17 protein-coding genes are annotated in these 21,933 nt (G+C 71.6%); 6 read left to right on the top strand and 11 right to left on the bottom strand.

What is annotated here, in order from left to right; translation table 11 throughout:
• Window positions 1–123 precede the first annotated feature (123 nt).
• From D0D28_RS32115 to D0D28_RS32090, 6 genes are read right to left on the bottom strand one after another with little or no spacing between them, the layout of a single operon-like run.
• Window positions 124–1,281 (bottom strand): acyl-CoA dehydrogenase family protein, encoded by a 1,158-nt coding sequence (locus tag D0D28_RS32115; protein ID WP_094007673.1) that lies wholly within the window; start codon window positions 1,279–1,281, stop codon window positions 124–126.
• Entirely contained in the window at window positions 1,278–3,251 is a 1,974-nt protein-coding gene (locus tag D0D28_RS32110) for a biotin carboxylase N-terminal domain-containing protein (protein WP_116114851.1), read from the bottom strand. The genes D0D28_RS32115 and D0D28_RS32110 overlap by 4 nt, the downstream gene beginning before the upstream one ends.
• A 5-nt stretch (window positions 3,252–3,256) precedes the next feature.
• Window positions 3,257–4,855: an acyl-CoA carboxylase subunit beta gene (locus tag D0D28_RS32105; protein ID WP_205413419.1), complete on the bottom strand. Its 1,599-nt coding sequence runs from the start codon at window positions 4,853–4,855 to the stop codon at window positions 3,257–3,259.
• Window positions 4,852–6,000 carry an acyl-CoA dehydrogenase family protein gene (locus D0D28_RS32100; protein WP_116114845.1) on the bottom strand — a complete coding sequence of 383 codons (1,149 nt, stop codon included), beginning with the start codon at window positions 5,998–6,000 and terminating at the stop codon, window positions 4,852–4,854. The genes D0D28_RS32105 and D0D28_RS32100 overlap by 4 nt, the downstream gene beginning before the upstream one ends.
• Entirely contained in the window at window positions 5,997–7,688 is a 1,692-nt protein-coding gene (locus D0D28_RS32095; RefSeq protein WP_116114843.1) for an acyclic terpene utilization AtuA family protein, read from the bottom strand. The genes D0D28_RS32100 and D0D28_RS32095 overlap by 4 nt, the downstream gene beginning before the upstream one ends.
• The gene (locus D0D28_RS32090) at window positions 7,685–8,467 is read right to left on the bottom strand and encodes a TIGR03084 family metal-binding protein (RefSeq protein WP_116114841.1); all 783 of its coding nucleotides are present in this window, start codon (window positions 8,465–8,467) and stop codon (window positions 7,685–7,687) included. The genes D0D28_RS32095 and D0D28_RS32090 overlap by 4 nt, the downstream gene beginning before the upstream one ends.
• A 276-nt stretch (window positions 8,468–8,743) precedes the next feature.
• Here D0D28_RS32090 and D0D28_RS32085 point away from each other — a divergent pair, with 276 nt between their 5' ends.
• From D0D28_RS32085 to D0D28_RS32075, 3 genes are all read left to right on the top strand, one after another.
• Window positions 8,744–11,542, top strand: a complete 2,799-nt coding sequence (locus tag D0D28_RS32085) for a ribonucleoside-diphosphate reductase subunit alpha (protein WP_116114839.1) — start codon at window positions 8,744–8,746, stop codon at window positions 11,540–11,542.
• Window positions 11,539–12,609, top strand: coding sequence for a ribonucleotide-diphosphate reductase subunit beta (locus D0D28_RS32080; RefSeq protein ID WP_116114837.1), 1,071 nt, complete (start codon window positions 11,539–11,541; stop codon window positions 12,607–12,609). The genes D0D28_RS32085 and D0D28_RS32080 overlap by 4 nt, the downstream gene beginning before the upstream one ends.
• Window positions 12,610–12,874: 265 nt before the next feature.
• Complete coding sequence (locus tag D0D28_RS32075; RefSeq protein ID WP_094007679.1) at window positions 12,875–14,320, top strand: cytochrome P450; 1,446 nt, start codon at window positions 12,875–12,877, stop codon at window positions 14,318–14,320.
• 296 nt (window positions 14,321–14,616) lie between these two features.
• Here D0D28_RS32075 and D0D28_RS32070 read toward each other — a convergent pair whose 3' ends face one another.
• From D0D28_RS32070 to D0D28_RS32055, 4 genes are all read right to left on the bottom strand, one after another.
• Window positions 14,617–15,072, bottom strand: coding sequence for a peroxiredoxin (locus D0D28_RS32070; protein WP_094007680.1), 456 nt, complete (start codon window positions 15,070–15,072; stop codon window positions 14,617–14,619).
• Window positions 15,069–16,895: a GGDEF and EAL domain-containing protein gene (locus tag D0D28_RS32065; RefSeq protein WP_094007681.1), complete on the bottom strand. Its 1,827-nt coding sequence runs from the start codon at window positions 16,893–16,895 to the stop codon at window positions 15,069–15,071. Before D0D28_RS32065 ends, D0D28_RS32070 begins: the two co-directional genes overlap by 4 nt.
• Window positions 16,896–17,207: 312 nt before the next feature.
• On the bottom strand, window positions 17,208–17,804 hold the full coding sequence (locus D0D28_RS32060; RefSeq protein WP_094007682.1) for a GNAT family N-acetyltransferase: 597 nt from the start codon (window positions 17,802–17,804) through the stop codon (window positions 17,208–17,210).
• A gap of 51 nt (window positions 17,805–17,855) precedes the next feature.
• Entirely contained in the window at window positions 17,856–18,509 is a 654-nt protein-coding gene (locus D0D28_RS32055; protein WP_094007683.1) for a TetR/AcrR family transcriptional regulator, read from the bottom strand.
• Between the two features lie 100 nt (window positions 18,510–18,609).
• Here D0D28_RS32055 and D0D28_RS32050 point away from each other — a divergent pair, with 100 nt between their 5' ends.
• Genes D0D28_RS32050 through D0D28_RS32040 form a run of 3 tightly spaced genes read left to right on the top strand, consistent with a single transcriptional unit; the run spans window position 18,610 to window position 20,776 of the window.
• Window positions 18,610–19,563: an alpha/beta hydrolase gene (locus tag D0D28_RS32050; protein WP_094007684.1), complete on the top strand. Its 954-nt coding sequence runs from the start codon at window positions 18,610–18,612 to the stop codon at window positions 19,561–19,563.
• Window positions 19,563–20,009 (top strand): hypothetical protein, encoded by a 447-nt coding sequence (locus tag D0D28_RS36375; RefSeq protein ID WP_205413418.1) that lies wholly within the window; start codon window positions 19,563–19,565, stop codon window positions 20,007–20,009. The genes D0D28_RS32050 and D0D28_RS36375 overlap by 1 nt, the downstream gene beginning before the upstream one ends.
• On the top strand, window positions 20,006–20,776 hold the full coding sequence (locus D0D28_RS32040) for an NAD(P)-binding domain-containing protein (protein ID WP_116114835.1): 771 nt from the start codon (window positions 20,006–20,008) through the stop codon (window positions 20,774–20,776). The genes D0D28_RS36375 and D0D28_RS32040 overlap by 4 nt, the downstream gene beginning before the upstream one ends.
• A 153-nt stretch (window positions 20,777–20,929) precedes the next feature.
• Here the strand turns inward: D0D28_RS32040 and D0D28_RS32035 are convergent.
• The coding region (locus D0D28_RS32035; protein ID WP_240323438.1) for an LCP family protein at window positions 20,930–21,933 on the bottom strand (1,004 nt) is incomplete at its 5' end.

The following is a 21,933-nucleotide window of genomic DNA, read 5'->3' as shown; positions in this document are numbered from 1 at the left end:
TCTTCCGCCGCTGCACCCAGTTCCGCAACGTCTGTGCCTCATCAACGGACAAGGCCAACTCAGGCAGCTTCGGATTCGGCATGCCGCACCCTACAGCTGAACTCGAATTAACGACTCAGGACACTAGTACGACTTCGGCAGGCCCAGGGAGTGCTGGGCGACGAAGTTGAGCACCATCTCGCGGCTGACCGGCGCGATCCGGCCCACCCGGACGGCCGCGAGCAGCGTGCCCAGCCCGTACTCCGACGCCATGCCGTTGCCGCCGTGGGTCTGGATCGCCTGGTCGACCGCCTTGATGGCGACCTCCGCGCCAGCGTACTTGGCCATGTTCGCGGCCTCGCCCGCCCCGAAGTCGTCGCCCGAGTCGTACAGCGCGGCGGCCTTCTGGGTCATCAGCTTGGCCAGCTCCAGCTCGATCTTGACCTGCGCCAGCGGGTGCGCGATGCCCTGGTGGGTGCCGATCGGCGCGCCCCACACGCTGCGCTCCTTCGCGTACGCCACGCCCTTGTCCAGCGCGTACCGGGCAATGCCGATGGAGAACGACGCGCCCATGATCCGCTCCGGGTTCAGGCCCGCGAACAGCTGCGCCAGCGCCGCGTCCTCGGAGCCGACGAGCGCCTCGGCCGGCAGCCGGACGTCGTCGAGGAACAGCCCGAACTGCTTGTCGGCCGAGACGAGGTCCATTTCGATCTGCCGGTACTCGAACCCGGGCGTGTTCGTGGGCACGATGAACAGCGCCGGCTTGAGCTTGCCGGTCTTCGCGTCCTCGGTGCGGCCGACGACCAGCACCGCGTCGGCCTCGTCCACACCGGAGATGAACACCTTGCGCCCGTTGAGGATCCAGTCGGCACCGTCGCGCTTGGCCGTCGTGGTGAGACGGTGCGAATTGGACCCGGCGTCCGGCTCGGTGATGGCGAAGGACATCCGCACCTCGCCGGTGGCGAACCGCGGCAGCCACGAGCGCTTCTGCTCCTCGGTGCCGTAGCGGGCGATGACCGTGGCGCAGATCGCCGGGGACACCACCATCAGCAGCATCGGCGTGCCCGCCGCGCAGAACTCCTCGCACACCGCGGCCAGGTCGCCGATCCCGGCGCCGCCCCCGCCGTACTCCTCGGGCACCGACACGCCGAGGTAGCCCAGCCGCCCGGCCTCGTTCCACAGGTCGCTGGTGTGGCCGCCGCTGCGCGCGACCTTCACGTAGTACTCGTGCCCGTAGCCGCGGGCCAGGTCGCCGACCGCCTTGCGCAGCGCGATCCGCTCTTCGGACTCGACGAAGTTCATGCTTGCTCCTCAGGGGTGACGACGGCGAGGACGGCGCCCGGTTCGACCTGCTGCCCCACCGACACGGGCAGGTCGGTGACCACGCCGTCGGCGGGCGCGGTGATCCGGTGTTCCATCTTCATGGCTTCCAGCCACAGCAGGGGGTCGCCGGCGGACACGGTGTCGCCGAGCGCGACGGCGATCCGCAGCACGGTGCCGGGCATCGGCGCGACCAGCGAGCCCGCGGCGAGCGCGGCCTCCGGGTCGGCGAACCGCGGCACCGGGACCAGGTCGACGGCCCCGAGCGCGGAGTCCACGCACACCAGCCCCGGGTACCGGCCGACGGTGAACACCCGCCGGACCCCGTCGACGTCGAGCACGACCCGCTCGGGTGTGGCTTCGACCACGTCCGCGCCGTCGGCCCGCAGACCGGCCCGGTATTCGACCTCGACCTCGGTGGCCCCCGCGAGGTAGCGCCTGCGGAGGGGCGCGGAGGTCACGTTGCGCCACCCCGCGGGCAGCCGGCCGAGGGTCCGCGCCGACGCCCGGTTGGCCGCGGCCTCGGCGAGCGCCGCCGCCGTGGCCGACAGCCGCACCGCGGCGGCATCCGCGAGCGGGCGGGACAGGACGTCCAGCCCGTGCCGGTCCAGGAACGCGGTGTCGGTGTGCCCGGCCAGGAACTCCTCGTGCCGCAGCACGTTGACCAGCAGGTCGCGGTTGGTGCGCAGGCCGTGGATGCGCGCCCCGGCCAGGGCGCGCGCGAGCCGCCGGGCCGCCTCCGCCCGGGTCGGCGCCCACGCGATCACCTTGGCGAGCATCGGGTCGTAGTGCACGCCGACCACGGAGCCGTCCACCACACCCGCGTCCAGCCGCAGCCCGGCCTCGCCGCCCAGGGCGAACTCCGTGTCCACGCCCGGGATCTCGAACCGGTGCAGCGTCCCGCTCTGCGGCTGCCACCCGGCGGCCGGATCTTCGGCATACAGTCGTATCTCGATGGCGTGCCCGCGGGACGGGGGCGGCTCGGCGGGCAGCCGCTCCCCCTCGGCGATCCGGATCTGCAGCGCGACCAGGTCCAGGCCGGTGACGCATTCGGTGACCGGGTGCTCGACCTGCAGGCGGGTGTTCATCTCCAGGAAGTAGAAATCTGCCGTCGTCTCCCCGGGTGCGGGTGTCCCGCGGGGTACTGCGAGGAATTCGACGGTGCCCGCGCCGACGTAGTCGATCGCCTTCGCGGCCTTGCGCGCCGCGTCGAACAGCTCGGCCCGCATGGCGTCGTCGACCAGCGGGGAGGGCGCCTCTTCGACGACCTTCTGGTGCCGCCGCTGGATCGAGCACTCCCGCTCCCCCAGCGCCCACACCGTGCCGTGGGTGTCGGCGAGCACCTGGACCTCGATGTGCCGCCCGGTTTCCAGGTACCGCTCGCAGAACACGGTCGGATCGCCGAACGCCGAGGCCGCCTCCGCGCTCGCGCTCCGCACGGCGTCGGCCAGCTCGTCCAGGGACCGCACGATGCGCATACCCCGGCCGCCGCCCCCGGCGGAAGCCTTGACCAGCACCGGCAGGTCGTCCTCGGTGACCGCGGACGGGTCCAGTTCGGACAGAACCGGCACTCCGGCGGCGTCCATCAGCCGCTTGGACTCCACTTTGGAGCCCATGGTCTCGATCGCGGACGGCGGCGGGCCGATCCAGGTCAGCCCGGCGTCGATCACGGCCCGGGCGAACCCGGCGTTCTCGGAGAGGAACCCGTAGCCGGGGTGCACGGCGTCCGCGCCCGCCGAGCGCGCGGCCGCCGCCAGCAGGTCGGCCCGCAGGTAGGTTTCGGACGGGGTGTTGCCGGGCAGCCGGACCGCCGCGTCGGCCTCGGCGACGTGCGGGGATCCGGCGTCGGCGTCGGAGAACACGGCCGTGCGGGCGATGCCCAGGGCGGAGCAGGTGCGGAACACGCGGCGGGCGATCTCCCCGCGGTTGGCGACCAGAACGTTGTCGATCACGTCACTCACATCCGGAAGACGCCGAAGCCCTCGGCGCCCCTGATCGGTCCATTGTGGATGGCGGACAGGCACAGCCCGAGCACGGTGCGGGTGTCGCGCGGGTCGATGATGCCGTCGTCGTAGAGCATGCCGGACAGGAACATCGGCAGCGACTCGGCCTCGATCTGCTCCTCGACCATGGCGCGCATCGCGGCGTCGGCGTCCTCGTCGTAGGGCTGCCCGCGCCCGGCCGCGGCCTGGCGGGCCACGATCGACAGCACCCCGGCCAGCTGTGCCGGGCCCATCACCGCGGACTTCGCGCTGGGCCAGGCGAACAGGAACCGCGGCCCGTAGGCTCGCCCGCACATGCCGTAGTGCCCGGCGCCGTAGGACGCTCCCATGAGGACGGACAGGTGCGGGACCTTCGAGTTGGACACCGCGTTGATCATCATCGCGCCGTGCTTGATGATGCCGCCCTGCTCGTACTCCTTGCCGACCATGTAGCCGGTGGTGTTGTGCAGGAACAGCAGCGGCGTGTCGGACTGGTTGGCCAGCTGGATGAACTGGGTGGCCTTCTGCGACTCCTCGCTGAACAGCACGCCCTGGGCGTTGGCGAGGATCCCGATCGGGTAGCCGTGCAGGTTGGCCCACCCGGTGACCAGGCTGGTGCCGTAGAGCGGTTTGAACTCGTCGAAGTCGGAGCCGTCGACGATCCGGCCGATCACCTCGCGCGGGTCGAACGGGATCTTCAGGTCGGTCGGCACGATGCCCAGCAGGTCCTGGGTGTCCAGCACCGGCTCGGCGTAGTCCGGTTTCGGCGACGGGCCCTGCTTGTGCCAGTTGAGCCGCTTGACGATGCCGCGGCCGATGCGGATGGCGTCCTGCTCGTCGTGCGCGAGGTAGTCGGCCAGGCCCGAGGTGCGCGCGTGCATCTCCGCGCCGCCCAGCGACTCGTCGTCGGACTCCTCGCCGGTGGCCATCTTGACCAGCGGCGGGCCACCGAGGAACACCTTCGCGCGTTCCTTGACCATCACCACGTAGTCGGACATGCCGGGCAGGTAGGCACCGCCGGCGGTGGAGTTGCCGAACACCAGCGCGATGGTCGGGATCCGCGCCGCCGAGGAGGTCGTCAGGTTGCGGAAGGTGGCCCCGCCCGGGATGAAGATCTCCTTCTGCGTGGGCAGGTCGGCGCCGCCGGACTCGACCAGGTTGATCGTGGGCAGCCGGTTCTGCGCCGCGATCTCGGCCGCCCGCAGGCCCTTCTTGAGGCTGGACGGGTTGCTGGCGCCGCCCTTCACGGTCGGGTCGTTGGCGACGATCATGCACTCGACGCCCTCGACCACGCCGATGCCGGTGACGACGCTGCCGCCGACGTGGTAGTTCGTGCCCCACGCGGCCAGCGGCGACAGCTCCAGGAACGGCGAGTCCTCGTCGATGAGCAGCTCGATCCGCTCCCGGGCGAGCAGCTTGCCGCGTTTGCGGTGGCGTTCGACGTACTTCTCGCCGCCACCCGCGATCGCCTTCGCGTGCTCGGCCTCCAGCTCGGCGAGCTTGGCCGCCATCGCCTCCCGGTTGGCCGCGAACTCCGCGCTCCCTGTGTCCACTCCGGACCGGATCACGCTCAAGCCGTGTACCCCAATCTCTTCGCCGCGAGACCCGCCAGGATCTCGTTGGTGCCGCCGCCGATGCCGAGGATGCGGACATCGCGGTAGTGCCGTTCCACTTCGGACTCCCGCAGGTAGCCGAGGCCGCCGTGCAGCTGGACCGCCTCGTTGACCACCCACTCGGCCGTCTCGACCGCGGTGTTCTTCGCGAAGCACGCCTCCGCGATGACCTCCTCGCCGGCCACGAACCGCTGCGCGATGTGTCGTGTGTAGACGCGGGCGAGGTCGGTCCGCCGGGCCATCTCCACCAGCTTGTGCTGCACCAGCTGGCGGGAGATCAGCGGGCGGCCGAACGTCTCCCGCAGGCGGCACCACTCCAGGGTCAGGTCCAGGGCGCGCTGCGCGGTCGCGTACCCCTGCACGGCGAGGGAGAGCCGCTCGGTGACGAAGTGGGTGGCGATCTGGATGAACCCGGTGTTCTCCTCGCCCACCAGGTTCTGCACCGGCACGCGGGCGTCGGCGAAGGACAGCTCGGCGGTGTCCGAGCAGTGCCAGCCCATCTTCTCCAGCTTGCGGCTGACCGTGAAGCCGGGCGTGTCCCGCTCGATGACCAGCAGCGACACGCCGTGAGCGCCCGCGCCGCCGGTGCGCACCGCGGTGGTCACGAAGTCGGCGCGGGTGCCGGAGGTGATGTAGGTCTTGGCGCCGTTGACGACGTAGTGGTCGCCTTCCCGGCGGGCGGTGGTGCGGATCCCGGCGACGTCGGAGCCGCCGTCGGGTTCGGTGATCGCCAGCGACCCGATGAGACGGCCCTCGATCGTCGGCCGCGCCCAGCGTTCGATCTGCTCGGGCTCGCCCGCCGTCACGATGTGCGGCAACGCGATGCCGTTGGTGAACAGCGACGCGATCAGCCCGCCCGAGCCGCCCGCGTACAGAATCTCCTCGGTGACGGTCATCGCGTCGAGGAAGTTCCCGCCCCCGCCACCGGCGCTCTCCGGGAACGACACCCCGAGCAGGCCGATCTCGCCGGCCTTGCGGTGCAGGTCGCGCGGCAGCTCACCGGCGCGCTCCCAGTCGTCCAGGTGCGGCAGCACCTCGGTCTCGACGAACCGGCGCACGGTCTTGCGCAGCGCGGTCCGCTCGGGCGTGGCGAACGGGTCGGTCACAGCAGCACCTCCGGGATGTCGGCGTGGCGGGCGCGCAGCCACTCGCCGAACGCCTTGGCCTGCGGGTCGAACCGGGCCTGCGACGCGACCCCCTGCCCGAGCAGCCCTTCGACGACGAAGTTGAGCGCGCGCAGGTTGGGCAGCGCGTACCGGCGGACGGTGAGATCCGCGGTCTCCGGTAGCAGCCGCTGGAACTCCGCGACGGTCAGGTGGTGCGCGAGCCAGCGCCACGCCTCGTCCGAGCGTGCCCACACGCCGAGGTTGGCGTCGCCACCCTTGTCGCCGCTGCGGGCGCCGAGGATCGTACCCAGCGGCAGGCGCCGGGTTGGCCCGTCCGGCAACGGTTCCGGCAGCTCCGGATCATCCACTTCGGACAAGTCCAGGGTGTCCGTCGCGGGCGCGATGTCCAGCCGGGACCCGTCGGGCAGCACGGCCACGTGCGGCACTTCGGCAGCGTCCACGTAGGCCGCCGTGTAGACGCCGTACGGCGAGGCGTCCGAGGGCGGCGCGGTGACGTGGAAGCCGGGGTAGCTCGCCAGGGCCAGTTCGATCGCCGCGCCGCTGAACGCGCGCCCGGCCACCTTCGGATCGGCGTCCTTGACCGCGCAGTGCAGCAGGGCGCTGGCCCGTTGCTCGGTGTCGGCGTCGGTGTGGTCGGTGCGGGCCAGGGTCCAGCGGATCTCCGCGGGCGGCCTGGCCTTGAGCGCACCTTCGAGCTGGTCGCGCACCAGCGCGGCCTTGGCCTCGATGTCCAGCCCGGTCAGCACGAAGGTGGTCTCGTTGCGGAAGCCGCCGAGGGTGTTCAGGCACACCTTGAGCGTCGGCGGTGGCGGCTCGCCGCGGGTGCCGGAGATCCGCACGCGGTCCGGGCCCTCCTCGGTGAGCGTCAGGGTGTCGAACCGCGCGGTGACGTCCGGCCCGGCGTAGCGGGCACCGGCGATCTCGTACAGCAGCTGGGCGGTGACGGTGCCGGCGGTCACCGCTCCCCCGGTGCCCGGGTGTTTGGTGATCACGCTGGTGCCGTCGGCGGCGATCTCCGCGATCGGGAAGCCAGGGGTACCGGTGTCGTGCTCGGTGAAGAACGCGTAGTTGCCGCCGGTGGCCTGGGCGCCGCATTCGATGACGTGCCCGGCGGCCACCGCGCCGGCGAGGGCGTCGTAGTCGTCGCGCGCCCACCCGAAGTGCGCGGCGGCCGGGCCGAGGACCAGCGAGGCGTCGGTGACCCGCCCGGTGACGACGACGTCCGCGCCGCGCTCCAGGCACGCGGCGATGCCCCAGGCGCCGAGGTAGGCGTTGGCGGTCAACGGTTTCCCGAGTCCCAGTTCGTCCACCCGGGACAGCAGGTCGTCGCCCTCGACGTGGGCCACGGCGATGTCCAGGCCCTGCTCCCGCGCCAGCTCGCGGATCGCGGCGGCCAGCCCGCCCGGGTTCAGCCCGCCCGCGTTGGTGACGATCCTGACGCCGTTCTCCTTCGCCAGTGCGAGGTTGTCCGCCATCTGGCGCAGGAACGTCTTGGCGTAGCCGCGGGTGGCGTCCTTGAGCCGGTCCCGGCCGAGGATCAGCATGGTGAGCTCGGCGAGGTAGTCGCCGGTCAGCACGTCCAGCGGGCCGCCGGTGAGCATCTCGCGCACGGCGGAGAACCGGTCGCCGTAGAAGCCGGAGGCGTTGCCGATGCGCAGCACGGTCATGCGAACTGCCCCGCCTTCCGCCCGGAACCGGGCGGGCCGGCGAAGGCCTGCGCGATCTCCAGCCACTTCTCGGCGTCCGGACCGGCCGCCACGACGTCGGTGTCGGCCGGGTGCCGCCGCTGCGTGACGACGAGGCAGAACCCGAGCGCGGACCCGGTGACGCGTTGTGCGGCGTCCTCCGGGCCGAACGTCCACTCTTCACCGTCCACCCCGGACAGTTCGACGCGGAACTCCTCGGCGGGCGGGGCGAGTCCGTGCACCGAGAACGCGAAGTTGCGGGTGCGCACCCCGAACCGCGCGATCTGCCACAGCCGGCGGGTCGGCTCCCGCCGCAGGCCGAGCGCGTCGTAGACGTCCTGCGCGTGCGCCCAGGTCTCCATCAGCCGCGCGGTCGCCATGGACGCCGCACTCATCGGCGGCCCGTACCACGGCAGCTTCTGCCCGTCCGGAACCCGCGCCAGCTCGTTCGCCAGCTCGTCACGCCCGGACCGCCACAGCGCGAGCAGCTCTTCGCGCGGTTTTCCGGCCAGTTCCCGCGCCCCCTGGTCGACGAAGTCCTCTCCCGCGGCCAAGGCCCGCTGGACCTCGGCCGGGAACTCGTCGGGGGTGCGCACCGCGATCAGCGCCTTGGCGTCGGTCCACGCCAGGTGCGCGATCTGGTGCGCGATCGTCCAGCCCTCCGCCGGGGTCGGAACCGACCACTCGGCCTCGCTCACCAGGTCGTCCAGTTCCCGGCTCTCGTCGGCCAGGTCCCGCAGGATCGGTCCGGGGTCCGCCACGCCATCCGCCTCCTCGCGCACGCTTGTTGCCGAGCGTGGCACCCCGGAGCGGAAAAATCAAGCACGCTTGATTGTTTTGCCTAGCACGCCGCGCCGACACGCCCGCATCTTGGGGTCACTGGACAGGCCAACCCCAAGATGTAGTCTTCGATCACCGGCAGGGCCCGACGCCAGGGGAAGCGAGCGGGGGCCCGTCCGGTACGAGTCGTGCCCACCCCAGCACGCCGGCAGCCAGGCCGGTGTGCCGATGAAACGCGCCCGAAAACGGAGTGATGCATGTCTGTGGAAACCTCCCCGGCGCCGGCAGCAACGCTGCGGGTGATCCGCCGGGACGGCGAGGCGTCGCCCTTCGACGCGAGCCGGATCTCCGTCGCGCTGACGAAGGCCTTCCTCGCCGCCGAGGGTGACGGGGCCGCCGCGTCGTCGCGGATCCACCACGTCGTCGACGAGCTGACCACGCAGGTCGAATCCTCGCTGCGCCGCCACGCCACCGGGGACGCCGTGCACCTGGAGCAGATCCAGGACCTGGTGGAACTGGCGCTGATGCGTGGCGGCCACCACAAGGTCGCCCGCGCCTACGTGCGCTACCGCGAGGAGCACGCCAAGGCCCGCGAGACCGCCCCGGCCCCGGCGGCGATCCGCGTCAAGCACCCGGACGGCGAGCTGCGCCCGCTGGACCGCGAGCGCGTGGCCCGCGTCGTCGGCGAGGCCGTCGCCGGGATCGACGACGTCACGGCGGAGCCGGTCCTGGCCGAGGCCGAGCGCAACCTCTACGACGGGATCGGCGCCGACGAGCTGGCCCTGGCGCTGATCATGGCCGCTCGCACGCTGGTCGAGCGGGAGCCCAACTACTCGGCCGTCACCGCGCGCCTGCTGCTGGACAAGCTGCGCGGCGAGGCGCTGAGCCACCTCGCGGGCGAGCCGCGTCAGGCCTCGCACGCCGAACTGGACTACCCCGGCTACTTCCGCGACTACCTGCACCGGGCGATCGAGCTGGACCTGGTGGACCCGGAGCTGGCGCGCTTCGACCTGGAGCGCGTCACCGCCGCGATCCGCCCGGACCGCGACCTGGACTTCGGCTTCCTCGGCCTGCAGACCCTCTACGACCGGTACTTCCTGCACGAGAACGGCACCCGGTTCGAGCTGCCGCAGGCGTTCTTCCTGCGCGTGGCGATGGGCCTGGCCCTGCGCGAGGACGACCGCGAGGCCCGGGCCGTGGAGTTCTACGACCTGCTGTCCAGCTTCGACTTCATGGCCTCCACGCCGACGCTGTTCAACTCCGGCACCACCCGGGCGCAGCTGTCGTCGTGCTTCCTGACCACGGTCGAGGACAGCCTGGACGCGATCTTCCAGTCCTACAAGAACAACGCGCTGCTGGCGAAGTACTCCGGCGGGCTGGGCAACGACTGGACCCCGGTGCGGGGGCTGGGCGCCCACATCAAGGGCACCAACGGCACCTCCCAGGGCGTGGTGCCGTTCCTGAAGATCGCCAACGACACCGCGGTCGCGGTCAACCAGGGCGGCAAGCGCAAGGGCGCGGCGTGCGCGTACCTGGAGACCTGGCACATCGACGTCGAGGAGTTCCTCGACCTGCGCAAGAACACCGGCGACGACCGGCGCCGCACCCACGACATGAACACCGCGAACTGGGTGCCCGACGAGTTCCTGCGCCGCGTCGAGGCCGACGCGCAGTGGACCCTGTTCTCCCCCGACGAGACCCCGGACCTGCACGACCTCTACGGCAACGCGTTCGCCGAGCGCTACCGCGAGTACGAGGCCGCGGCCGACCGCGGCGAGATCCGCGTGTTCCGCCGGGTGCGGGCGGTGGAGCTGTGGCGGCGGATGCTGACCATGCTGTTCGAGACCGGGCACCCCTGGATCACCTTCAAGGACCCGAGCAACCTGCGCTCGCCGCAGCAGCACGCGGGCGTGGTGCACTCGTCCAACCTGTGCACCGAGATCACGCTGAACACCAGCGCCGACGAAGTGGCGGTGTGCAACCTCGGCTCGGTCAACCTGGCCCGGCACGTCCTCGGCGAGGGCCTGGACACCGCGAAGCTGGAGCGCACGGTGCGCACCGCGGTGCGGATGCTGGACAACGTCGTGGACATCAACTTCTACACCATCCCGGAGGCTCGCCGGTCCAACCTGCGGCACCGCCCGGTGGGACTGGGGCTGATGGGCTACCAGGACGCGCTGTTCACGCTCGGCCTGCCGGTGGACAGCCCGGAGGCGGTGGAGTTCGCCGACCGCAGCATGGAGCACCTGAGCTACCACGCGATCGCGGCGTCGGCGCAGCTCGCGCGGGAGCGGGGCGCGTACGAGACCTTCGAGGGCTCGCTGTGGAGCCAGGGTGTGCTGCCGCTGGACTCGCTGCGGCTGCTGGCCGACGCACGCCAGGGCGACGCACTCGACGTCGACTCGTCGTCCACTCTGGACTGGGACGCGCTGCGTGAGGTGGTGCGCGGCGGGATGCGCAACTCCAACGTCATGGCGATCGCGCCGACCGCGACGATCTCCAACATCTGCGGGGTCGGGCAGTCGATCGAGCCGCTGTTCCAGAACCTCTACGTCAAGTCGAACATGTCCGGCGACTTCACCGTGGTCAACCCGCACCTGGTCGCGGCGCTGAAGGAGCGCGGCCTGTGGGACGAGGCGATGGTGGCCGACCTGAAGTACTTCGACGGCAGCCTCGCCCGGATCGACCGGGTGCCGGCCGATCTGAAGCGGCTCTACGCGACCGCGTTCGAGATCGACAGCAAGTGGCTGGTGGACGCCGCCTCGCGCCGGCAGAAGTGGATCGACCAGGCCCAGTCGCTCAACCTCTACATCGCCGCGCCGAGCGGCCGCAAGCTGGACGAGCTGTACCGGTACGCGTGGCACAAGGGCCTGAAGACGACCTACTACCTGCGGGCCAAGGCCGCCACGAGCGTGGAGAAGAGCACGCTGCGCGGCACGGACGGCAAGCTCAACGCGGTGCCCGCCACCGTTCCGGCCGCCGTGCCCGCTGCGGTTCCGGAACCCGAGTTCGCCGCCTGCCGGATCGACGACCCCGACTGCGAGGCCTGCCAGTGACCACCACCGAAACCGACGCGACCGTGCTCGCCGCGTGCCGCCGCGGCGCGGAGCGGGTCAGCGTCGACGACAAGGCGATGATCAACGCCCGCGCGGACGTCAACCAGCTGCTGCCGCTGAAGTACCACTGGGCGTGGGAGAAGTACCTGGCCGGCTGCAGCAACCACTGGATGCCGACCGAGGTGGCGATGCAGGCCGACATCGCGCTGTGGAAGTCGCCGGACGGGCTGACCGAGGACGAGCGCCGCATGGTCAAGCGCAACCTCGGCTTCTTCGCCACGGCCGAGTCGCTGGTGGCGAACAACCTGGTGCTGGCGGTGTACCGGCAGATCACCAACCCGGAGTGCCGCCAGTACCTGCTGCGCCAGGCGTTCGAGGAGGCCGTGCACACGCACACCTTCCAGTACATCTGCGAAAGCCTGGGCCTGGACGAGGGCGAGCTGTTCAACGCCTACCGCGAGGTCCCGTCCATCACCGACAAGGACGCGTGGGCGCTGAAGTACACGCGGAACCTGGAGAACCCGGACTTCGCGACCGGCACCGCGGCCGCGGACCAGGACTTCCTGCGCGATCTGGTGGCCTTCTACGTGGTCTTCGAGGGCATGTGGTTCTACACCGGGTTCGCGCAGATCCTGTCGCTGGGGCGGCGCAACAAGATGGTGGGGATCGCCGAGCAGTTCCAGTACATCCTGCGCGACGAGTCGATCCACCTGAACTTCGGCATCGACTGCATCAACCAGATCAAGATCGAGAACCCGCACCTGTGGTCGCCGGAGTTCCAGGCCGAGGTGCGGGAGATGCTCACCGAGGCGTGTGAGCTGGAGGTCGCCTACGCGCGGGACACGATGCCGCGCGGGATGCTCGGCCTGTCGGCGGCGCTGTGCGAGCAGTACCTGCGCTTCATCACCGACCGGCGCGCCCAGCAGCTCGGGCTGGCCCCGATCTTCGGCGAGAACGAGAACCCGTTCCCGTGGATGTCGGAGGCGATGGACCTGCGCAAGGAGAAGAACTTCTTCGAGACGCGGGTGACCGAGTACCAGACGGGTGGATCGCTCGCCTGGGACTGATCACCTCGATCCCGTGGCGGAGCCCGGTGCTCCGGCGTGCGCAACCGGCACCGCCGCGGGTTCTCAGACGTCCCCTCGCGAGGACAGCGCCGACGTTGGTGAATTGGCATTCATGAGGAGGCGATCCCACAGCGAGGGGGCGTCTGAGGTTCCGCTACCCGCACCGCTACGAAAGCCGATCGACTCCTTGAAGATTCACCCTTGCCGGGTGAGGGGGTGGTGCGGGACGGTGGTGATCAGCCACGTTTTCGCAAGGAGGCGCATCGTGACCAGTGCCGTCGTCCGGGCGTTCCGGGAACGTGTTCCACCCCTGACCGCCATCCCCCTCCCCCGGGCCGTCGACCGCCGCCTGCTGGACCAGCGGTGGCCGGTGCGGGAGCTGGCGGCCCCGCCCGCGGGCAGCGGGCTGGAGCCGGTCATCGGCGACGCGGGGGCGCCGGTCGTCGGGCACGCCATCGAGTCGATGCGGTTCGGGCTGGACTTCGCGCTGCACCGGTTCGAACGGTACGGGCCGGTGTCGTGGATGGGGGCGTTCGGGCAGCGGATCGTCGTGCTGGCCGGCCCGGACGCCACCCAGGCCGCGCTGGTGAACAAGGACAAGGCGTTCTCGCAGGAGGGCTGGCAGTTCTTCATCGAGCGGTTCTTCCACCGCGGGCTGATGCTGCTGGACTTCGAGGAGCACCACCTGCACCGGCGGATCATGCAGGAGGCGTTCACGCGCGACAAGCTGGCCGGCTACATGCGGCAGGCGGCGCCGGTCCTGCGCGAGGGTGTGGCGGCGTGGGCCGGTGCCGAGCGGCCGCGGCTGTACTGGCTGCTGAAGCGGCTCACGCTGGACGTCGCTTCGCGGGTGTTCATGGACATGCCGCCGGGCGCGGACGCCGACGCGATCAACCGGGCGTTCGTGGGCACGGTACGGGCGGCGACGGCGCTGGTGCGGGTGCCGGTGCCGGGCGGCCGGTGGGCGGCGGGCCTGCACGGGCGGCGCGTGCTGGAGCGGTACTTCGCCGAGAAGCTGCCGTCGAAGCGCCGCAGCGAGGGCGCCGACCTGTTCTCGGCGCTGTGCCACGCGCGGGGCGACGACGGGGCCGAGTTCACCGACGACGACGTCATCAACCACATGATCTTCCTGATGATGGCGGCCCACGACACGGCGACGATCACCAGTTCCGCGGTGGCCTACCACCTGGCGAAGCACCCGGAGTGGCAGGAGCGGGCGCGGGAGGAGTCGCTGGCGCTGGGCGACGACCTGCCGGATCTGGCGGCGCTGGAGAAGCTGACCACGCTGGACCTGGTGATCAAGGAGGCGTTGCGGCTGACGGCGCCGGTGCCGTCGCTGCCGCGCAAGACGGTGAAGGACACATCGGTGCTGGGGCACTACATCCCGGCCGGGACGATGTGCAGCGTGTCGCCCAACACGAACCACTATTCGCCGGAGCACTGGACGAACCCGCGCGCGTTCGACCCGGAGCGGTTCGCCGAGGGGCGGCGGGAGGACAAGTCGCACCGGTTCGCGTGGATGCCCTTCGGCGGCGGGGCGCACAAGTGCATCGGGATGCACTTCGGGAACAACGAGGTGAAGCTCCTGCTGCACGAGATGCTGCGCACGTACCGCTGGTCGGTGCCCGAGGGATACCGCATCAAGTGGGACTACGTGTCGCTACCGGTCCCGGTGGACGGCTTGACGGTACGCCTGCAGCGCCTGCGCTGACTGGCGGGACTCCGCTCACGCCCGCGAGTCCCACGCTCGGGCACGCGAGTCCCACGCTCGGGCACGCGAGTCCCACGCTCGGGCACGCGAGTCCCACGCTCGGGCACGCGAGTCCCACGCTCGGGCACGCGAGTCCCACGCTCGGGCACGCGAGTCCCACGCTCGGGCACGCGAGTCCCGCGCTCGGGCACGCGAGTCCGCGGCCCTTCGCCCGATGAGGCCGAGACGGCTGCCGCATCCGGCGTCGGCGCGCCGCCAGGTTCCGGGCCAGCCGGGATCTCTCGGGAACGGCCGTATCAGCGGCTGCGCGCCCGCAGCACTTCCAGCGCCTTGTCGGCGTGCACGGACATCCGCAGTTCGCTCTTGATCACTTCCAGCAGGCGCCCGTCGGTGTCGATGACGAACGTGTGCCGCTTCGTCAGCAGCGGGCCGAACGAGCGCCGCACGCCGAAGGTTCGCGCCACCTCGCCCTCGGTGTCCGACAGCAGCGGGTAGTCGAACCCGTGCCGCGCCGAGAACTCCTGCTGCCGCGCCACCGGGTCCGGGCTGATCCCCACCCGCTGCGCGCCGACCTCCGCGAACTCCTTCGCCAGGTCCCGGAAGTGGCAGCTCTCCGCGGTGCAGCCGGGCGTCATCGCCGCCGGGTAGAAGAACAGCACCACCGGCCCCGACTCCAGGAACCCGTTCAGCGAGCGCGGCTCACCCCGCTCGTCCGGCAGCGTGAAGTCCGGGACGATCTCACCGGGCTTCATCCGGTCACCGTCGCGTCGGTGTGCTGCTCGATGAGCTGGTCGACCTCGTCACCGGTCGCGGTCTCGGCCACGAACGCGCCACGCGCGGCGATCACGCCGTGCCGCCGCAGCCGTTCGGCCTGCTCGTGGCTGCGCACGCCCTCGGCGCCGATCCGCAGCTTCAGCTCACGCGCCCGCGTGATCAGCTGGTCCAGGTGCCGCGCCGCGGTCTCCGGCTCACCGTCGGCGAGCGCGTCGACGACCGGGCCGGACAGGATCACGTGCTGCACCGACAGCTGGTGCTGCGGGATCAGCTCCAGATCCGCCGAACCCTGCACGGTCAGCACCAGCTTCGCGCCGAGGTCGGCCAGCACGGTGAGCGAGTCGAGCACCTCGCCGCGCGGGTCGAGGATCGACGCGGGGTCCGCGCACAGCCGCAGCGCCTTGGCCGGCAGCTCGTTGCGGTCCAGCTCGTCCTTGACCATCGCCACCAGGTCCGGTTCGATCGCGAGCCGGTTGGGCAGGCGGATGCACACGTCCGGCGCCGCGTCGCCGTAGCGTTCGCGCCAGCGCGCGGTCGCCCGCAGCGACTCGGTCAGCAGCCACTTGCCGAGCGGGATCGTCATGCCGGTGGTGTCGGCCAGCGGGAAGAACTCCTCGGCGGGCAGTTCGCCCAGCTCCGGGTGGTGCCAGCGCAGGCCCGCGTTGACGGCGGCGATCTCGTCGGGGTTGGCCAGCTTGACGGTGGGCTGGTAGATCAGCTCGAACTGCCCGTTCTCCAGCGCGCCGGCGATCTCCGCGCCGAGCCGGTAGCGGGCGCGGTCCCGCGCGTCGAGCTCCGGGTCGAACAGCATCCACTGCGCCTTGCCGGCCTCCTTGGCGCGGTGCAGCGCGATCTCCGCGGCGCGCTCGATGTCCTCGACACCGCCGTCGCGCACGTCCCGCACCACGATCCCGGCGCTGGCGCTCACCCCGACGCCGTGTTCGCCGATGTAGATCGGCTCGGCCAGGTCCTCCAGCGCGGTCTCGACGAGGGCGATGACCTGCGGCGGGGTCAGCTCGCCGCGCAGCAGCACGGCGAACCCGTCACCGGACAGCCGCGCCACCAGGGCGTCGTGGTCGGCGAAGGCTTCCTTGAGCTTCTTGGCGACCCCGCGCAGCACCGCGTCGCCGACTCCGGCGCCGAGCCCGTCGTTGATCACCTTGAACCCGTCGAGGTCGAGGTAGACCAGCGCGATCTGACCGCGTGCCGACGGGCTGAGCGCGGATTCCAGCAGGGTGCGGAAGCGGGAGGCGTTGGACAGGCCGGTGAGCGAGTCGTGGATGCTCTGGTGCCGCAGGGTTTCCTGCAGCGTGTAGACCTCGTTCGCGTCGGCGGCCATCAGCACCGGGTACAGCGTGCCGGGGCGGTCGCCGGGCAGGCGGGTGAGGACGATGTCGGCCCACACGCCCGCGTCGTCGGCGTGGGCGAGGCGGATCCGGTCGGCGAACTCCTCGATCTCGGTCTCGGCCAGCTCGGCCAGGGCGGTGGCGAGCTTCTGGCAGTCGCGGTCGTCGAAGCCGAGTTCGGTGAGGCGGCGGCCGCGCAGGCGGTCGGGCTTGTGCCCGAGGAACTTGCCGAGCTCCTTGTTGACCTCGACGATCGTGCCGTCCGGATCGGCCATCGCGATGCCGATGGGTGCGGTGCTGTAGAGCGTGGTGAAGCGGCGCAGGGCGGCGTCGCGGGCCGCTTCGGCCTCGGCGACGGCGGTCCGCGCGAAGTCGTGCAGGAGTCGTTCGAGCTCTTCCGGGGGAAGTGATACTCCGTCCGTGTCAGCCAACCGCGCGGCCCAGCGACGGGCCACGTCCGCCCACCCTGGTGCGGCACCAGGTTCCGACACGCTCCACCTCTTCCGGAGAACGACAACGGCCAGGTCAGGCCCGGTCTGGGCGCCGACAAGCCCACTCCGGGCCGGATCCGTCCCGGAGTCATGCCACGCCATCACGCACGGACAGACTTGTCTACCGGCCGAACGTGTGATGATCAGTGTAGATGTCGTCACCGCTGGTGATTTTTTCGGCTACCGCGTCCAGGCGCGGTCAACAGATCAGCCGTGCCCCAGGCGGTGTCCGGAGGCCGGGAAGGCAACTGGGAGTGGTGGTCCCCCGCCCTCGGATCAGACCTTCCCCCAGCCCTGCCCGGCCGCGCGGGAGGCGACCCCGAGCGGCGATCCGCCGGGCGCCGTCAACCGCCACACCGCGACCCTCCCGGTGGCCGCGGTGCCGCCCGGTAGCCGCGTCGGGCGTTCTTCCAGGCGCGTGAAGCCGAGCCGGGCGGGGACGGCGCCGCTGCGGTGGTTGGCCACGTCGTGGACGATCTCCACCCGGTTGGCGCCGACGCGGAACGCCTCGGTGGTCAGCAGCCGCGCCGCGCGGGTGGCCCAGCCGCGGCCGGTGCAGGCCTTCGCGAGCCAGTAGCCGATCTCCAGCCCGCCCCGGCCGATGCGCGCCATCAGCCCGCAGCTGCCCGCGAGCGTCCCGTCCGGCGCGACGATCGCGTAGTCGAAGGTCTCCGCCGCGAGCCAGCTCTCCCGCGACAGCGTCAGGAAGTCCCGCGCGTCGCGCTCGGTGTAGCCGTCCACCGCCCACGGCATCCACGGCGCGAGGTGGTCCAGGGACTCGTTCACCAGGCGGTGCAGGAGCTCGGCGTCGCCGGCCCACCACCGGCGCAGCAGGATCACCCCGTCCGAGAGGGTCTCCGCAGGGATCTGCATCCCCCGATCATCCACGCCGCCGCCGTGGCCCGCACGGGACTTTCCGCCGCGTCAGCCGAGACCGGCCTCGATGTGGGCGAGGTGCGCGGCGAGGATGTCCTCGAACGCGGCGCCGCGGTCCGCCCCGAGCGGCCGGACGTCGCGGGCGAAGTGCGCCAGGGCGGGGAAGCGTCCGGGGTCGGCGCCCAGCACCGCGACGCGGAACAGCTCCACGCCCTGCTCGTACTCCTCGGGGGTGAGCGTGCGGACGCCGGCGTCGGCGGAGATCAGCGCGGCGAGCAGGACCACGATCCGGTGGTAGCGCGCGGGGATCTCCTCGTCGGGCAGGCCGGCCGCGCGCAGGGCCTGCAGCACCTCCTCCATGACCAGCCGCGAGCCGGTGCCGCTGGAGGCGTACCGGCCCCAGATCGTGGCGAGCTGCGGGTGCCGGCCGAACGCCTCCCGCAGCCGCAGGGCCAGGGCGGTGATGCGCTGCTTCCAGTCCCCCTCGGGGCGATGACCTTCCACGGCGGCCAGCAGGATCCGGTCCGCGACCGCGCGCAGCAGCTCGGTCTTGTTGCGGAAGTGCCGGTAGAGGCTGGAGGAATCGGTCCCGAGCGCCACGGCGAGCTTGCGCACGCTGAACGACTCGGCGTCGCTCGTGCGCAGCAGCTCCGCCGCCACGTCCAGGATCTCCTCGGTCGACCAACGCCTGCGGCCCGTCATCTCGCCCCTTCCGTCCGGAGCGAGTCTAACCTATGCACTTGCCGTTGCACGCACCGCGTGCATAATGGGGACACATGCCTCTGGGGAAGGAGAAGCAACCATGAGCGAAACCGTCACGCGACCACCGGCACCGGACTTCGACACGATCACGCCGGAGGAACTGCGTGCCTACAGTGACGCGGAGAACCGCTTCCGCGCGTCCGAGGCGGCCCGGGAGATGCTCGGGCACCCGGACCCCGGCGCCACGATCGAATGGCAGCAGGTGCCGCTGCCCGGCCGCGAGCTGCCGGTCCGGGTGTACCGTCCGGCGGCCGGGGCCGGAACCGCGCTGCCGCTCGTGGTCCACGTGCACGGCAGCGGCTTCACGGGCACGGCCGTGCAGTGCGACTGGACCAACAGCCACGTCGCCACCCAGCTGCCCGCGGTCGTCGTCTCGGTCGAACACCGCCTCCTGGACTTCGACACGCCGCTGTCGGCGGCCGCCGACGACGGCTGGGACGTGCTGCAGCACGTGGTGCGGCACGCTTCGCGGTGGGGTGTCGACCCGGAGCGGGTGGCCGTGTTCGGCGAGAGCTGCGGCGCGCTGATCAGCGCCCTGACCGCGATCCGGGCCAGGGACGCCGGCCTGCGCCTCGACGCGCAGGTGCTGGTCAACCCCGTCACCGACACGACCGGCACGATGCTCGACCACCCCTCGGCCACCGAGTACGCCCACACCCCGGCCCTCGCGCTGCCCCAGCTCCGGCTCATCCGGCGGCTCGGCGTGCCACCGGGAGCCGACGCGCGGGCGGTCTCACCGCTGTACGCCGACGACCTGAGCGGGCTGGCCCCGGCGCTCGTGGTGGTGCCGACCCGCGACCCGGTGGCCGATCACGGCCGCCGCTACGCCGAACGGCTGCACGCGGCCGGGACACCGGCGCGGCTGAGCGAATACCCGGGAGCGGGGCACGCGTTCCTCACCCTGCCCGGGGTGGAACCCCAGGCCGCGACCGCGCGGGCGGAGATCCTCGAGTTCCTCCGGGCCGCCCTCGTGCCGAGCGGGGAGGCGTTCTGATGACGCAATCACCTCCGCGGCGATCGGCGCTCGCCGCGATGTACACGGGGCTGGGACTCACCGTCGCCGTGACGGTCCTGGCGTACCTCAGCACTGCGGTCCTGGCCGGCCACGTCCGGGCCGGCTATCCGGCCTACACCCCGGCGCAGGTCGATTCGGCCGTCACCGCCTACCTCGTCTTGTTGTCCGTCCTCGGAGCGCTCGGCGCCGGCGGCTGGCTCTGGATGACCTGGGCGGTCCGGGCCGGCAAACGGTGGGCCCGGCCCGCCGCGACCGTGATGCTGGTGCTCGGCATCGGCACCGGGCTGACCGGGCTGTTCATCAGGGACGTCTCGGGCGAGCCGGGGCTGCCGCCGGCGCTGGGCTGGGCCGGGATGGCGCCCTGCCTGGCGGGCATCGTGGCGGTCGGACTGTTGTGGAAACACTCGGAGAGGAAGGCGCAGTGAACAGCATCGGCATCATCGGGGTGGGCGAGATCGGCCGGGCCATCGTGGACGGCCTGCACCACGGGGGCGGCGACGCACCCGAGGTGTTCCTCTCGCCGCGGGGAGCCCGCACCGCCGCGGAGCTGTCCGAGCGCTACCCCGGCGTTCAGGTGTGTCCCGGCAACCAGACGGTGGCCGACCGCGCGGACATCGTGATCATCGCCGTGCGCCGTCAGGACCGGCACGAGGCACTCGACGGCATGACGGTGGCCGGCGACAAGATCGTGATCAACGTGATGGCCGGCGTCGCCAACGACGACCTGCGTGCGACGCTGGGCACCGAGGCCCCGATCGTCCGGGCCATCCCGCTGCCCGCGATCCGCGAACGCCGCTCCCTCACGGCGACCTACCCGTCCCACCCGGTGGCGGATGCGTTCTTCGAGCGGCTGGGCGGGGTGCTCCCGGTCGGCGACGAGGCGGCCTTCGACGTCCTCTCCGCGGTGACGGGAACGCTGACCAGCCACTACCGGTACCTCGCCACGATCACCGCGTGGGCCGCCGGACACGGCATCGCCGCCGAGGACGCGGACCGCTACGTCCGGAGCCTCTTCCAGGAGACCGGCCGCGCCCTGAGCGACCGGACCCGCACGCTGGAGCGTCTCGCGGCCGACCACGAGACGCCGAAGGGGAACAACGAGCGCATCCGCACGACCTGGTTCACCCCCGCCAACGCCGCCGCGCTCACCCAGGCCCTCGACGACCTGCTCACCGACCTCGGCCGGCCCTAGGAAAGGCCTGACGACGATCGCGGGTGGTTGGTGGGTTCTGCTGGTGGTGTCGCGGTTTGCGATGCGTTCGGATCGCGTGGCGGGGCAACGGCAGACCCCTGGTCACCCTGCTCCCCGCCGGGCAGGGAACGCCGCTTCAACGTCAGAGACGCCCTAGGTCATGATGGCGCTCTCGGGCACCACCGTGTCGTTCCGCAGCGCGTCGAACAGCTGCTTCGACTTCGTCTTGTCCCAGCGTTCGGCCGAGGCGGACGTGACGGGCACCGTCGTGGACAGCACGCCGTCGGAGGAGATGCCGCGCATCGCCCAGGCCAGGCCGACCAGGTTGTGCAGGTGGTCGCCCTCGTCGATGGTCAGCGCGTCCGGCGCGGCGCTCAGCAGCGGGAAGACGTCGAACGGGTTCAGCAGGGTGCCGGGGCTGGAGATCTCGCTGACCAGCGCGCCGATGAACTTGCGCTGGTTCTCCACCCGGTCCAGGTCCGACCGTGGCGTCGCCTCGCTGTGGCGCATGCGCACGAACCCGAGCGCCTGCGCGCCGTCGAGGTCGCCGCACCCGGCGGGGATCGTGATGCCGGTGACGGTGTCGTGCATCTCCTTGTCGACGCACATGTGCACGCCGCCGATCGCGTCGACGATGTTGGCGAACCCGCCGAACCCGATCTCGGCGTAGTGGTCGATGCGCAGCCCGGTGGCCTGCTCGACCGTCTTGACCAGCAGCGGCGCGCCGCCGATGGAGAACGCGGCGTTGATCTTGCTGGTGCCGTGGCCGGGGATGGCGACCTGCGAGTCGCGCGGCAGGCTGACCAGCGTCGGCTTGGTGTCGTTGTCCGGCAGGTGCGCGATCATCATCGTGTCGGTGCGCTGACCGCCGCCCGCGGCCGCGACGTCACCGGTGACCAGGCGCTGCTCGTCCTCGGCGGTCAGGCCCTCGCGGCTGTCCGAGCCGACGATGAGCCAGTTCGTGCCCGCCCCGGCGGCGGGGCGGCCCTCGTAGTCCTCCAGCGCGGCGATCCGGTTGATCGAGAACTCCAGGTACACCCACACCCCGGCGAGGAACAGCACGAACACCGACAGCAGGGTGAGCAGGACCTTGCCCGGGCCGAACCGGCGGCGGCGCGGGCGGCGCGTGACCGGCGGCGGGGGCGGCGGGACGTCAC

Origin of the sequence: Amycolatopsis ruanii (assembly GCF_003385175.1) — a bacterium.
GTDB lineage: Bacteria > Actinomycetota > Actinomycetes > Mycobacteriales > Pseudonocardiaceae > Amycolatopsis_E > Amycolatopsis_E thermalba.
This window is presented reverse-complemented; position numbering and strand designations above follow the sequence as displayed.

What these genes read in the sequence shown, in the direction of transcription:
- D0D28_RS32115 (WP_094007673.1), bottom strand. Translation starts at nt 1,281, where the DNA reads ATGAACTTCGTCGAGTCCGAAGAGCGGATCGCGCTGCGCAAGGCGGTC.
- D0D28_RS32095 (WP_116114843.1), bottom strand. Translation starts at nt 7,688, where the DNA reads ATGACCGTGCTGCGCATCGGCAACGCCTCCGGCTTCTACGGCGACCGG.
- D0D28_RS32085 (WP_116114839.1), top strand. Translation starts at nt 8,744, where the DNA reads ATGTCTGTGGAAACCTCCCCGGCGCCGGCAGCAACGCTGCGGGTGATC.
- D0D28_RS32070 (WP_094007680.1), bottom strand. Translation starts at nt 15,072, where the DNA reads ATGAAGCCCGGTGAGATCGTCCCGGACTTCACGCTGCCGGACGAGCGG.
- D0D28_RS32060 (WP_094007682.1), bottom strand. Translation starts at nt 17,804, where the DNA reads ATGCAGATCCCTGCGGAGACCCTCTCGGACGGGGTGATCCTGCTGCGC.
- D0D28_RS32055 (WP_094007683.1), bottom strand. Translation starts at nt 18,509, where the DNA reads ATGACGGGCCGCAGGCGTTGGTCGACCGAGGAGATCCTGGACGTGGCG.
- D0D28_RS32050 (WP_094007684.1), top strand. Translation starts at nt 18,610, where the DNA reads ATGAGCGAAACCGTCACGCGACCACCGGCACCGGACTTCGACACGATC.
- D0D28_RS36375 (WP_205413418.1), top strand. Translation starts at nt 19,563, where the DNA reads ATGACGCAATCACCTCCGCGGCGATCGGCGCTCGCCGCGATGTACACG.